The sequence below is a fragment of the Nitratidesulfovibrio oxamicus genome, from assembly GCF_015731765.1.
In the GTDB taxonomy this organism is placed as follows: domain Bacteria; phylum Desulfobacterota; class Desulfovibrionia; order Desulfovibrionales; family Desulfovibrionaceae; genus Cupidesulfovibrio; species Cupidesulfovibrio oxamicus.
In genome coordinates this window covers 1-12,177 of the sequence record NZ_VRYY01000632.1, presented here as the reverse complement: position 1 = coordinate 12,177, position 12,177 = coordinate 1, and the positions used below count along the sequence as shown (strand labels likewise).

Below are 12,177 nucleotides of genomic sequence, written 5' to 3'. Positions count from 1 at the left end.
CGCGCGACTTCACGAAGCGGCTGCGCGGGCTGCCGCAGGGCATCGCGGTGGAACGCCGGGCACGGGCCGACGACATTCGCCGCACCCACCTGCGCCTGATCTACCTGCTGCTGGCCGAGCAGATGCCCTCGCCCCTGCTGCGCGAGGCGTACCTGGCCGCCGCACGCTGAACGCGAAAACGCCCGGCAGGCCACAAGGGCAGCCGGGCGCATGCATTCACCGATTCTTCATGGCGCCGGGAACAACCGGCGTGGCTCAGGCCGTGCCATCACCGCCTTCGGCGGGTGCCGGACCGGCTTCCGGCGCGGCAGCCGTCCGGGTCTGCCGCCTGTGCTCGTCGCGTTCGGCGCGCAGTACGTCGGGGGCGATGAAGTCCAGCAGGGCCAGTATCTCTTCCGTCGGCAGGGGGTTGCCGGTGTTGCGGCGATAGGCTTCGGCCTTGGCCACCTGGTCGGCGTTCACCAATCCCTTGCGCACCAGGCGTTCGGGCAGGCTTTCGCGCTGTTCGGTGGCCGACTGCGCGGCGGCGTCGCGCAGTTGCCGGGCGCGGTCGGCCTCGTGCTCGGCGTGGGTATGCAGGCGTCCGCGCATGGAGGCCACGTTGGCCTGAAGGGTTCCGCATTCCTCGGTCAGGTTGGCCAGGCGCAGTTCCATGAGCTGAATGTCGCGCTCAAGGGCCGCCTCGACCGCGCGCGCGGCGACACCGCCACCACTGCCGCTCAGCTTGCTGTACAGCAGCACCCCCGCCACGCAACAGGCCAGCAATATGTAGACGATGTCCATGCGCCGTCCGCCCTTGGGCAACAGTTTGCCACGGTGTGCTAGTCGTCGAGCTTGAGCTCCGGCAGCCCCCCCGCGCCCCGCGAGGCGCGGGGCGCGGCCCGGCGTTCGCGGGCTTCGCGGTAGGTGGCGTCATCGTCACCAAGGGAGAGCAGGCCCGTCCCGTCGGTGTCCGGGGAATGGTGCGGTTCATGGTCGTCGTGTGCCCTGGCCGGGCCGCCAAAGGCGTCCAGCGCGGAGGTGTCCAGACCGGCGTTCCTGCCGCGCGATGCGCCAGATGCGCCAGATGCGCCGGACGTTCCCGCCGCCGGGGCGGAAAGGTCCAGGCTGGGCAATTCCGCCTCGTGCAGGTCTGCTTCGCGCGGGGCAGCGGCCACGTTGTCCGGCCTCAAGCCGGGCACCCCGTCCGGCTGGCGGTCCACCAGTTCCACGGGCTCCTCGAAGTCCATGACCAGACCGCCCGGCAGGCCGGAATCGGCGTCCTCGTGCACCAGGCCGTACAGCGGATCATTTCCGGCGCCATACCCCGTGTCGGTGCGGGCATCCGGGCCGGTGCCGTACTGCACGTAGTACTGGCCAGCCGGTTCATCGAACGCGTCGGCCCCGGCGTCCGCAGGGGTCGTGGACGGCAGCCCGGCGGCGGCAGCGCGCTGGGCGCGGGCCAGTTCGTTCACCCGCACCTCCAGCGTGCGCAGGCCCGAAGCCAGTGCGGCGTGTTCGTCGCGCATGCCGCGCGCAAGTTCTTCCATGCCGCGCAGCACGAAATAGAACATCACCAGCAATCCCGCGAAACACAGCAGGATGAACATCATGAACATGGTGGCGTTGTCGAACATGGTTCCTTTCTCTCCCGGAAAAAAAAGGCGGCATTTCCCCGGCCACCGGCCAGCGGACCGGATATGCACTTGCCGGGGAACCCCGCTTGCAGTAACCATCCGGCACCTAGCACATCCCACGATGCACCACAATACATGAGAACAAAGGGCACCACATGGCCTCATCCAATATCCGTCCCCACCTTGTCGTGGCCGACGAAAACGGCGAAATCTACGACCATCCGGACCTGCTGATGGTCTGTCGGCGCGGGCACGAATTCGCCCTGCCCCGCCCCGACGAACTGATGCCCCTGCCCGACGAGAGCGAACTGTTCCTGCTGCCGGGCCGCCGCGCCGTGGGGCTGGATCCGGAAACCGGCGAGGCCGTGGGCATGGACGAACTGGCCGTGGCCGCATTCGCCGCGCCCGCGCACACCCTGACCGCCCACCCCGCCTATGTCAGCGAACCGGACGCCCCCACCCTGCCCCTGTTTGCCTACGGAGCCGTGGGCTTTGCCAACGGACGCTTCTACGTCTGCGCCAAGCGGGTTGACGAGTCCAACCGTCAGGTATTCCGGGGCATCCATCGCAAGAAGGTGGAACAGACCGCCCGCGAACTGATGCGCCGCTACCCGGACAACCGGTTGATGCAGCACCTGACCGCCAAGTGCGCCCTTACCTACTCGTGTCCGGCGGCGCGCAACCTGTGCCTTGGCCGGTACGAGGCGCCGTTGCCCGTCTCGCGCGCGTGCAATGCCCGCTGCGTGGGCTGCATCTCGCAGCAGGAAGCCGGGTCGCGCATTTGCGCCACCCCCCAGAACCGCATGGCCTTCACCCCCACGGCGGCGGAAATCGTCGAAGTGATGCGCCACCACGCCCGTAACGAGGTGGCGGAGCCGGTCTTTTCCTTCGGCCAGGGCTGCGAGGGCGAACCGCTGACAGAGGCCCCGCTGATCGAGGAAGCGGTGCGCCTGTTCCGCGCCGAGGGCGGGCGCGGCACGGTGAACCTTAATTCCAACGCCTCGCTGCCGGGCGCCGTTGAACGCATTGCCGGGGCGGGGCTTACCTCTTTGCGGGTCAGCCTGAACAGCGCCCGCGAAGAATCGTACAACCGCTACTACCGCCCGCACGGCTACACCCTGGCCGACGTGCGCGAAAGCATCGCCACCGCGCGGCGGAACGGGGTATTCGTCTCGCTGAACCTGCTGTACTTCCCCGGCATCACCGATACCGAGCCGGAACTGGAAGCCCTGCTGGACATGATCCGCACCTGCGGGGTCAGCTTCATCCAGTTGCGCAACCTGAACATCGACCCGGAAATGTATCTGGAACTACTGCAAGGCATCGTATTCGGCCCCAACATGGGACTGGTCAACTTCCGCAAGCGGCTGCGCCGGGAATGCCCGTGGCTGGGCTTCGGCTACTTCAACCCGTACCTGGGCGACCGGGCGGACCTGGCGGAGCGGGGCGTGCCCCTGCCCGGCGAATGGCAATCCACGCCGCTGGCCGACCTGCTGCGCGAGGCGCCGGAGGCAGGCCCGGACAGGGACACCCCTGATGCCGACGGCTCCGGGACGGCGGAAGACCTTTCCGGCGTGGAGGACACCGAGCCTGACGACGCCCACGAAGGCCTGCCCGAAGGGCACCTGAAAGCCGGGCCGCATGAGGGTGTCCCGGACGACGACGATCAGATCTGCGGCTGCGAGGACTGATGCAGCCGCGCCCCGCCATGCGGGGACATGGCTGCGCATGCCAGCAACAGGACACCGCAACGGGCCGGAACCACGAGGTTCCGGCCCTTTTCCGTTTCGTGGGGCATCCCACCAGTCTCGGCCAGTCCCGGCCAATCTCGGCCAGTCCGGGCCTGTCCGGGCCTGTCCGGGCCTGTCCGGGTAAAAAGAACGGGGCCGTTCCCGAAGGAACGGCCCCGATGGCGTGCAATGAATGTCGCCGTGCGGGCTAGAAGGCCACCTGCACCTGCTCCGCAGCCTTGTCGCGGCGGCGACCGATGGTGCCGATGCGCCAGGCCTGGGCGTGCATGGCGTTGACGCGCCCCAGCACCTCGTCGCACACGTCGGGCGAGACGATCATGATGTAGCCGATGCCGCAGTTGAATATCTGGAGCATTTCGGGCCAAGTCAGGTTGCCCTGGGCCAGCAGCCAGTTGAACACCGGCGGCACGGTCCACGAGCCGAAATCGATGTGCGCCTCGACGGTGGCGGGCAGCACGCGGGGGATGTTGTCGTAGAAGCCGCCGCCGGTCACGTGTATCATGCCCTTGATGGCGAAGTCGCGCATCACCGAGCGCACGATGTCCACGTATATGGCGGTGGGTTCCAGCAGCACCTCGGCCACGGTGCGGTCCGAGCCGGGCAGCGGATCGGTGCCGTTCAGGCCGCTCTGGGCCAGCACCTTGCGGGCCAGGCTGTAACCGTTGGAATGCAGGCCGGTGGAGGCAATGCCGATGATGGAATCGCCCACGCGGATGGACGAGCCGTCGACGATACGCGTGTTGTCCACAAGGCCCACGCAGAAGCCCGCCAGATCGTATTCGCCGGGGGCGTACATTTCGGGCATTTCTGCGGTTTCACCGCCCAGCAGGGCGCAGCTTGCGCGGCGGCAGCCCTCTGCCACGCCGGAAATGACGCTGGCGGCCACGTCCACGTCCAGCTTGCCGGTGGCGAAATAGTCGAGGAAGAACAGCGGGCGGGCGCCCTGAACCAGAATGTCGTTGACGCTCATGGCCACCAGGTCGATGCCCACGGTGTCATGCTTGCCGAACTGGAAGGCGCACTTCAGCTTGGTGCCCACGCCGTCGGTGGAGGAAACAAGGACCGGTTCGTCCATCCCCGCGAGATCCGGCTTGAACAGGCCGCCGAAGCCGCCGATGTCGGATATTACGCCATTGGTGTGCGTGCGGGCGACAATGGACTTGATGCGCGACACGAGGGCATTGCCGGCGTTGATATCCACCCCCGCATCGGTGTAGGCTTTGGAACGGTCCTCAGACATTAACGTAGGCTCCTTGGGTCATCTGGCTTCGGATTTTCCGGAAGCCCTTCATAGGCTTTTACCCCCCGAAGCGCAAGAGGAACACACCATGAAACCCCTGCTGGCACGGGCCTTACTCAATGGTATACTGGTAATGGGCATGCTGTCCACAGCGGTATTGCCGGGCACTGCCGTTGCCCGCGAAAGCACGACAGTACAGGCAAAACCCGACGCCCTGGTTGCCGCGGCGGCTACCGGCGCCAACGGCACGGGGGGCGGCATTCCCCCGCAGCAGGAACGGCCCCGCAGCGACACCTTCATGGGCACCGGCGGCGACCAGTCGTACATCGGGCGCGACCCGGATACCGGCGACCGGGTCATGGAATCCAAGGGGCCGCCCAGGCACCAGGACATGCCGCAACAGCAGGTGCCCATGATCATCGCGCCCGAGATCAACGTGAACGGTACGTGGGGCCAGCCCCACGGCGGCAGCGGCGGAGGCGGCGGAAACTGGGGCAGCGGCGCGAACGGGGGCGGCGTCATGAGGCCCACCCCCCTGCCCCCCGGCGGTATCGGGACGGGCAGGCGGCAATAGCAGCATACGGGAATGGGCCGGTCGCGGCCCGCGTCATCCGGCCCGCGTCATCCGGCCCGCTTCTTTCGGGAACGCCCGGACATGCCCGGCCATGCCCGGCTTGTCGTCCGTCATGCCGCGCCCCCTTTCGTCCGGCCCCTTTTGTCCGGCGCGCCTCCATTCAGCAAGGAACCTGCCATGCTAGATGCACGACTCTGGAAACCGCTGCCCCCGCCCGACATTGCCGATCCCGCAGGCACCACCTCAGCCCCGGATGCGGACGTGGCGCGCGTGCAGTGCCGCCTGTGCAGCCACTACTGCATCATTCCGGGGGGCGGCTCGGGGCGTTGCGGGGTGCGGGTGAATCGGCCCGACGTTCCGGGACCGGACGTATCGGGTCCGGGCGTGGCGGGACCGGATACGTCGGTAAAGACCGTCCCGGTGGGCAGGTTGTTCACCCTGGTGGGCGACAACGTGGCCGCCGTGAACCTGGACCCTGTGGAAAAGAAGCCGCTGTTCCACTTCATGCCGGGCACGCTCACCTATTCCTTCGGCACAATGGGCTGCAACCTTGCGTGCAGCTTTTGCCAGAACTGGTCGCTGTCGCGCCCACCCGCCGAAGAAGGCGTGGTGCGAGGCCAGCGCGTCACACCGGCCACGTTGGTGGCCGAGGCCAAGGCTAGCGGGGCGGCCTCGGTATCGTTCACCTATTCCGAGCCCACCATCTTTTTCGAACTGATGTGCGACACGGCGGACGCGGCCCGCGCCGCCGGGCTTGCAACCATCATGGTCTCCAACGGGTTCCAGTCGCCGGAGTGCCTGGCGGAACTGGAACACCGCATCGACGCGGCCAACATCGACCTGAAGGCGTTCACCGAGCATTTCTACGCAACCCAGTGCGGCGCGCGGCTGAAGCCGGTGCTGCACACCCTGCGCACCATCGCCCGCATGGACTGGTGGCTGGAGGTGACAACCCTGCTCATCCCCGGCCTGAACGACGCCCCGGAAGAATTGCGCGACATGGCCCGGTTCATCCGTGACGAACTGGGACCGGACGTGCCGTGGCACCTTTCGCGCTTTCACCCGGCCTACCACCTGACCGACCGCCCCCCCACCCCGCCTGCCACGCTGGAGCGGGCCTGGGAAATCGGCCGCGAGGAAGGGCTGCGCTTCGTCTACCTGGGCAACATGCCGGGCCACCCCGCCGAATCCACCCACTGTCCCGCCTGCGGCGCCCTGTTCGCCCGGCGCGAGGGCTTTCACACCCACCTGCCCGCCTCGTCGCGGTGCGCCCGCTGCGGGGCCGCCGTGCCGGGGGTGGGCTGGAATACCCCGGAGAACTGATGCTGCTGATATACACCGGCAACGGCAAGGGAAAGACTTCCGCCTGCGTGGGGCAGGCCATCCGCGCCCTGGGGCAGGGGATGACCGTGGCCTTCGGGCAGTTCATGAAGCGGTCCGGCCAGGCAGGCGAGCAGGAAATGCTGCAACGGCTGCTGGGCGAACGCTTTCGCGCCGGGGGCAAGGGCTTTCTGCGCCGAGAGGAAGACCGCCCCGCCCACCGCAAGGCCGCGCAGGAACTGCTGCAATGGGCGGAAGACACCCTGCCCGACGTGGACATGCTGGTGCTGGACGAAACCCTGTACGCCCTTGGCTACGCCATCGTGACCCGCGAAGAGGTGGAACACCTGCTGGAACTGGCGGAGCCGCAAGGCAGGCATCTGGTGCTGTCCGGGCGCGGGCTGCCCGACTGGCTGGCCGAGCGCGCCGACCTGGTCACCGAGATGACCGAGGTGAAGCACCCGTGGCAGAAGGGGGTGCAGGCGACCAAAGGCATCGAGTTCTAGGGGACAGCCTCCGAATTGTCTTTTCGCCCGTTGGCCGACCGACCCGAAGGGCGCGAAGCGTGGCCGTTGGGCGAGCTTGCGAGCCCTGCGGACATCATGCGCAACGCGGTAAAACTTCGCCTGCCATAGCTCTGCGGTCCTTATCCGTGCTTTGCTGTCCCCATCCGTAAGGTCCGCGCTTCGCGCTTACCAACGGCTGGGGCAAGGTTCGCAAGCGCACCTGACGGCTAAGGTACGGTCGAATACGAGAAGAGCGCGTTGCGGTCGCCATCCGTAATGCCCGAAGACTCGCATAACGGCTGCCGCGCTCTGCGGTCGCCATCCGTAATGCCCGAAGACTCGCATAACGACTGCCGCGCGTTGCGGAACGGCATGACGCCACCCCGCGCAAATCATTGCGGCGCTGACAGTATGTGCCTATATTATTCCAAAGGGTATCGTATTCCCGCAACACGAAGGAGGCGCTATGGAACCCCTCGCCATGACCTCGTTCACCGGAGCTTCGGGCAAGGCCTACACCTTTGCGGTGTACCCTCTGGCCGCCACCCTGGCGGACTTCAGCGGAGTATTCATGTTCGCCCGCAAGCCGCAGGCGGTGCTGGACACCGGGTACAGCCCCATGTTCATCGGGCACTCCGCAGAGTTGGGCAGCCACCTTGGCAGGCATGACAAGCGCGCCGCCGCGCTGGGCCAGGGCGCGGACTGCCTGTGCGTGCACCCTGCCGATGCGGAGGACAGCGCCATCATTGCCGATGACCTTCTGAAGTCGCACCCCACGCCCTGCAACTAACGCGGCGCGGCCAGCCGGAGGATGCACGACGTAGCCTGACGTAACCGGGTAGTGACGGACCCCACCGGCCTACGTCCCGCTGCCGCTTACGTGCCTGTGCACAAACAAGCCCCCGCCAGCATCGCCAGCGGGGGCTTCGTCATATGCAAGGGAAGGATGGCGCGAAGGGGTGCCTGCAGGCAGGTGGATGCATCGCACGCCCTGCCGGCATGTCCGCCCTGGCCGCCTGCCCGATTTACCCGGCCTGCCCGATTTATCCGGCTGTCCGATTTATCCGGCTGTCCGATTTATCCGGCTGTCCGACGGGCAGGTCGCAGTGGTCACCCGTGGCAGGCCGAAGCCAGCCCGCAGGCTTGCCGCATGCCGTCATCGCAGCCGAACAGTCTCTGCCCTACCCGGCCATGCGGCGCACGGCATCGAGAAAACGCGAGCGCAGCGCCTCGCCCATCAGCGCCCGTTTCACCGGGGCAAGGCGCAGAAAGCCGCCCACCAGCCCGCGCATGAATTCCTGCGTTCGGCTGTTGGGATTGTCGAAAACCAGGTTTTGCAAGGTGCCGCGCTCCAGGCTTTGCAGGATGACCCGCTCGAAGCTGTCCGCCGGGTGCAGCACCTTGCGTTCGCGCGGGTGCAGTCGCAGCGCCCCGGTGGGGCATTTGAGGGCGCAGGCCCCGCAGCCCAGGCAGTAGGCCTCGTCCACCGTGCAGCGCCGGTCACGCTTGCGACCGTCAGGCGGCACAGGCAGCGACAGCGCATCAATGGGGCAGGCCCGCTCGCACAGGCCGCAGCCGTTGCACAGGCTGGCGTCGCACCGGGCGATGAACGACGAGGTGACCAGCACCCCGGCGTGCCCCCACTGGCGGATGCCCTGCATGAGGTTGCAGCAGCAGCCGCAGCAATGACAGATGAATCCCACGCCCTGCTGCACGTTGTCGGCGGACAGGGTGAAGCCGAGGTCGCGCGAGCGGGCAAGGATGTCGTGCATGGCCGACTTGTCGATGCGTCGGGCAAACCCGTGCCGGATCAGGTATTCCGCGCCGGTGCCCATGGAGGTGCAGGTTTCCATGTCCACGTCGCACTGGCGGGTGCCGAGGTGGTGCTTTTCATGACGGCACGAACACAGGCCCACGGCAAAGGTGCGGTTCTGCTCCACCAGCGCGGCGGCGCGCTCGTAGTCCAGGATTTCCACATGGTCGCCCAGGGTTTCCAGGTGCGGGAGGGTGCGCATGACCGAAACGCGCTGCCCGTCGCCGAAATTGGCGTCCAGAAAGGCCCGGTCGCCGAACATGTAGTCGTGGAACAGTTCCGCCCAGCGCTTGCTGGGCAGCGCCCCGCCGGTGCGCATCATGGTGAATTCGAAGATGCCGATGACGATGGGGCTGATCATGTACAGGCAGCCGTCATCGGGATGATCGTGGGCCGGGGAAGCAGGGGAGCCGAGGGAGGAATGGGCGTGGGCGGACGGGGAGCGGGAATGGTCGTGCGGATGTGCATGGGGGTATGCGTGATCCGCGTGACCGTCATGCCCGTGATGCTCGTGATGCCCGCGCTGTTCGGCATGCCCATGCGCAGAAGCGGTCCGGCGTTCGGCGGTCCCGGTTGCGTCGGCCACATGGTCGCCGTCTTCGCGGATGTCCAGCACCAGCCCCTTGTCGCACAGCCGGTCCAGCAGCACCTGCAACCGGGCGCGGTCCATGCCGGTGACCCGCTCAAGCCTCCCGATGGACGACGGACGGTACGGCATGCGCACCACCAGTTCCGCTTCTTCCGGGGTGTACAGTTCGCGCAGCATGGCGTGGAAGGCATCGTTCCACGGCGTGCGTACGGGGGTGTTGTCGATGGCGTGGCCGAGACGGCGGTAGATGTCCCTGGCGGCGATGTGTCCCATGGCGGCTCCGGAGAGGGTGCGAAAAACGGGAAAGCGCGGCGGACCGACGCCCCTAGCCACCGCAATGCCCCATGCCGACGGGGGTGTCAAAGGCATGGGGGTGCGCGGATAACGGGGAACGAGTCGTCGGGAACGCGGCGGTGCCGGCAAGGCGCGTACCGCTGCGCATGTCCGGCACGGCGGACGTGATCAACCCAAATGGCGCGGGACCTGGCCCACCCGATGTGCCCCGCACCGACGTGCCCCGCCTCGCCCATGCCCTGCGCAAACGAAAAGCCCCCACGGGCACGATACCGGCAGGGGCCTTCAGGCTTCGGGACACGGCGCGGGGCCGTGGCGGGCCGCCTAACGTTCGCGGAAAACGATGCGGCCCTTGGTCAGGTCGTAGGGAGACATGGCGACACGCACCTTGTCACCAGGCAGAATGCGGATGCGGAACTTGCGCATCTTGCCGCACAGGTGGCTGAGTACAGTGTGGCCCGTTTCCAGTTCCACACGGAACAGCGTGCTGGGCAGGGCTTCCTGCACCACGCCCGCCACTTCAAAATAATCGTCCTTGGCCATAGGGTCCCCTCCTGCTTGTGGCGCGCATCGCGCCGAAAAGAAAGGGTCCCGCCCGAAATGGGCGGGACCCGGTCCATACGATAGGCGGAGCGAAGACCTACCAGCGGGGCTGGCGGGGAGCGCGTTCCTGCGCTTCGTTCACCTTCAGGCTGCGGCCCTGGAAGTCGCGGCCATCAAGGGCTTCCATGGCGGCGCGGGCGCCGTCGTCGTCCATTTCCACGAAGCCGAAGCCACGGGGACGACCGGTTTCGCGGTCCATGATCAGGGCGACGGACTGCACTTCGCCGTGGTTGGAGAACAGGGCGCGCAGGTCGCTTTCGCTGCTGGAGAAGGGAAGGTTGCCGACGTAGAGCTTCTTGGACATGTGAAATACTCCGGAATTTTCTCAGGCTCTTCTTTTCATCTGTCCGGAGCTTTGCACATGCGAAGATCGAACGAGGGAAACAAGAACGCTGCCAATTGGTAAGGAAAGGCGTAAATACGCATCTTGCCCCCTGTCGTCAAGCGGGCCGATCTGAAAATAACGCGATGACCAGAAAAGCTGCCACGGACTTTTAGTGCAAAATAGATAAAAAACAGCATGTTATCCAAAAGAGAACGGTGCCACACATTAAAATAGCGTACGGAAGATTACTCTCAAAATGTGCGCAGGCGAACGGACGGCAACACGTGGCATAGCTCCGGCTATCTGGCCTGTACCCATGCAAAAAAACGGGGTTACGGAAACTTTCCGTAACCCCGCGGATTACTGGTCGGAACGACTGGATTCGAACCAGCGACCCCCTGCTCCCAAGGCAGGTGCGCTACCAGGCTGCGCTACGTTCCGGAGATGCCACGACGATGGAGTCATGGCGTACGGTGGTCAGATAGTCGAAAGAGTGTCGCGGTGCAAGGAAAAATGGCAGACGGCTGCTGGGGGCAGTTACGGCGAGGCGTGCGAAGGGCCAGCCACACCGCATCCCCCCACACTCAGGCACGCTGGCGTTGAACGTTCAGCACACACTGGCGGACTGGTGGCGACGCCACGGGTTGCGCAACGTAGCGACGGCCCGACGCCGCAAAACAGCATTCCCTATTCCGCCCACAACCGCGTGGCCTTTTGCGCCAGCGGCCCGCTCAGCCGTACGAAGTTGCCCACCAGCAGCGCCGAGACCACGGTACCCTCACGCAGCCCCAGCACCGTGCCCGCGAATATCAGACTAAGGACGACGGCAACCACCACGTGCCCGCAGTCGAACAGGGTCTTCACGTTGCCCACGGCCAGCCGCGTGCGGTAGGCGATGGCCACTACCAGCCCTTCGCCGGGCAGTATGCCCACCTGGCAGACGATCTCGAAGGCGATGCCCAACCCCAGGATGGCGCTGCCCACCACCACCGCCGCCATCTGCAAGGAGTAGCCGTCCAGCGGCAGAAACTTCGTCAGGGCCATGGCGATGTCGATGAACACGCTGAACACCATCACCACGGGCATCTGCACCAGGTACTTGCGCGACAGCCCTTCACGCATCACCAGCATTTGCAGGGCAATGAACACGATGTTCACCAGCAGGGTAAGCATGCCCAGCGACAGTCCCGACAGCAGCGACAGCACATACGGCACGCTGGTGATAGGCGTGGTGCCCAGCCGGGCGTTGGTGACGAGGGCGATGCCGAAGGCGCACATGAACAGCGAACCTCCGAAAAACAGGTATCTTTTCAAGGTCTTTTTTCTAGGTAATACCTAACCAAACCGGACCTGTGATAGGCAGGTCTGGACATGAGAGAATGCCCGAAGTGCACATACACCCGAGCTTGGCGTCTCGCTGATGGCCGTTTCAAATGCCGTCGGTGCGGTAGCAAGTACTCGTGGAAAACCGCCTGGGAACTTAGCCGCCTTCCCGAAGCCAAAAAGCTCAAGGCGTTGGAACTCTTTGTCTATGGCGTCCCTGTGT

At 66.0% G+C, this 12,177-nt stretch carries 12 protein-coding genes and 1 tRNA gene; 5 read left to right on the top strand and 8 right to left on the bottom strand.

All coding sequences use genetic code 11. The annotated features are described in order from the left end of the window. Positions 1–255: 255 nt before the first annotated feature. Positions 256–783, bottom strand: a complete 528-nt coding sequence (locus FVW20_RS16500; RefSeq protein WP_196610443.1) for a hypothetical protein — start codon at positions 781–783, stop codon at positions 256–258. A gap of 38 nt (positions 784–821) precedes the next feature. Beyond that, positions 822–1,616: a hypothetical protein gene (locus FVW20_RS16495; protein WP_196610442.1), complete on the bottom strand. Its 795-nt coding sequence runs from the start codon at positions 1,614–1,616 to the stop codon at positions 822–824. Positions 1,617–1,771: 155 nt separating this feature from the next. On the opposite strand from FVW20_RS16495, the gene FVW20_RS16490 reads away from it, so the two are divergent. Continuing rightward, a complete protein-coding gene (locus tag FVW20_RS16490; protein ID WP_196610441.1) occupies positions 1,772–3,307 on the top strand; it encodes a radical SAM family protein in 1,536 nt (511 codons plus the stop codon). 247 nt (positions 3,308–3,554) lie between these two features. Here FVW20_RS16490 and purM read toward each other — a convergent pair whose 3' ends face one another. Next, the gene (gene purM, locus FVW20_RS16485; RefSeq protein WP_196610440.1) at positions 3,555–4,607 is read right to left on the bottom strand and encodes a phosphoribosylformylglycinamidine cyclo-ligase; all 1,053 of its coding nucleotides are present in this window, start codon (positions 4,605–4,607) and stop codon (positions 3,555–3,557) included. A gap of 88 nt (positions 4,608–4,695) precedes the next feature. Here purM and FVW20_RS16480 point away from each other — a divergent pair, with 88 nt between their 5' ends. The 4 genes from FVW20_RS16480 to FVW20_RS16465 all read left to right on the top strand — a co-directional run bounded on the left by FVW20_RS16480 (position 4,696) and on the right by FVW20_RS16465 (position 7,797). Then, positions 4,696–5,181 carry a hypothetical protein gene (locus tag FVW20_RS16480; RefSeq protein ID WP_196610439.1) on the top strand — a complete coding sequence of 162 codons (486 nt, stop codon included), beginning with the start codon at positions 4,696–4,698 and terminating at the stop codon, positions 5,179–5,181. Between the two features lie 177 nt (positions 5,182–5,358). Further along, positions 5,359–6,504 carry an AmmeMemoRadiSam system radical SAM enzyme gene (amrS, locus tag FVW20_RS16475; RefSeq protein WP_196610438.1) on the top strand — a complete coding sequence of 382 codons (1,146 nt, stop codon included), beginning with the start codon at positions 5,359–5,361 and terminating at the stop codon, positions 6,502–6,504. Continuing rightward, positions 6,504–7,007, top strand: coding sequence for a cob(I)yrinic acid a,c-diamide adenosyltransferase (locus tag FVW20_RS16470; RefSeq protein WP_196610437.1), 504 nt, complete (start codon positions 6,504–6,506; stop codon positions 7,005–7,007). The genes amrS and FVW20_RS16470 overlap by 1 nt, the downstream gene beginning before the upstream one ends. 466 nt (positions 7,008–7,473) lie before the next feature. After that, positions 7,474–7,797, top strand: a complete 324-nt coding sequence (locus FVW20_RS16465; protein WP_196610436.1) for a hypothetical protein — start codon at positions 7,474–7,476, stop codon at positions 7,795–7,797. 391 nt (positions 7,798–8,188) lie between these two features. Here FVW20_RS16465 and FVW20_RS16460 read toward each other — a convergent pair whose 3' ends face one another. The 5 genes from FVW20_RS16460 to FVW20_RS16440 form a co-directional block, all read right to left on the bottom strand. Next, positions 8,189–9,682 carry an ATP-binding protein gene (locus FVW20_RS16460; protein WP_196610435.1) on the bottom strand — a complete coding sequence of 498 codons (1,494 nt, stop codon included), beginning with the start codon at positions 9,680–9,682 and terminating at the stop codon, positions 8,189–8,191. Positions 9,683–10,027: 345 nt separating this feature from the next. Continuing rightward, complete coding sequence (gene infA / locus FVW20_RS16455; protein ID WP_012611350.1) at positions 10,028–10,246, bottom strand: translation initiation factor IF-1; 219 nt, start codon at positions 10,244–10,246, stop codon at positions 10,028–10,030. A gap of 97 nt (positions 10,247–10,343) precedes the next feature. Further along, a complete protein-coding gene (gene rbp, locus FVW20_RS16450; RefSeq protein WP_007521357.1) occupies positions 10,344–10,610 on the bottom strand; it encodes an RNA-binding regulator in 267 nt (88 codons plus the stop codon). A gap of 385 nt (positions 10,611–10,995) precedes the next feature. Further along, positions 10,996–11,072, bottom strand: a tRNA-Pro gene (locus FVW20_RS16445). A gap of 246 nt (positions 11,073–11,318) precedes the next feature. Beyond that, positions 11,319–11,945 carry a YczE/YyaS/YitT family protein gene (locus tag FVW20_RS16440; protein ID WP_231039184.1) on the bottom strand — a complete coding sequence of 209 codons (627 nt, stop codon included), beginning with the start codon at positions 11,943–11,945 and terminating at the stop codon, positions 11,319–11,321. Between the last annotated feature and the right edge of the window lie 232 nt (positions 11,946–12,177).

What these genes read in the sequence shown, in the direction of transcription:
- rbp (WP_007521357.1), bottom strand. Translation starts at nt 10,610, where the DNA reads ATGTCCAAGAAGCTCTACGTCGGCAACCTTCCCTTCTCCAGCAGCGAA.
- FVW20_RS16460 (WP_196610435.1), bottom strand. Translation starts at nt 9,682, where the DNA reads ATGGGACACATCGCCGCCAGGGACATCTACCGCCGTCTCGGCCACGCC.
- FVW20_RS16500 (WP_196610443.1), bottom strand. Translation starts at nt 783, where the DNA reads ATGGACATCGTCTACATATTGCTGGCCTGTTGCGTGGCGGGGGTGCTG.
- FVW20_RS16495 (WP_196610442.1), bottom strand. Translation starts at nt 1,616, where the DNA reads ATGTTCGACAACGCCACCATGTTCATGATGTTCATCCTGCTGTGTTTC.
- FVW20_RS16480 (WP_196610439.1), top strand. Translation starts at nt 4,696, where the DNA reads ATGAAACCCCTGCTGGCACGGGCCTTACTCAATGGTATACTGGTAATG.
- FVW20_RS16490 (WP_196610441.1), top strand. Translation starts at nt 1,772, where the DNA reads ATGGCCTCATCCAATATCCGTCCCCACCTTGTCGTGGCCGACGAAAAC.
- FVW20_RS16465 (WP_196610436.1), top strand. Translation starts at nt 7,474, where the DNA reads ATGGAACCCCTCGCCATGACCTCGTTCACCGGAGCTTCGGGCAAGGCC.
- infA (WP_012611350.1), bottom strand. Translation starts at nt 10,246, where the DNA reads ATGGCCAAGGACGATTATTTTGAAGTGGCGGGCGTGGTGCAGGAAGCC.
- purM (WP_196610440.1), bottom strand. Translation starts at nt 4,607, where the DNA reads ATGTCTGAGGACCGTTCCAAAGCCTACACCGATGCGGGGGTGGATATC.
- FVW20_RS16470 (WP_196610437.1), top strand. Translation starts at nt 6,504, where the DNA reads ATGCTGCTGATATACACCGGCAACGGCAAGGGAAAGACTTCCGCCTGC.
- amrS (WP_196610438.1), top strand. Translation starts at nt 5,359, where the DNA reads ATGCTAGATGCACGACTCTGGAAACCGCTGCCCCCGCCCGACATTGCC.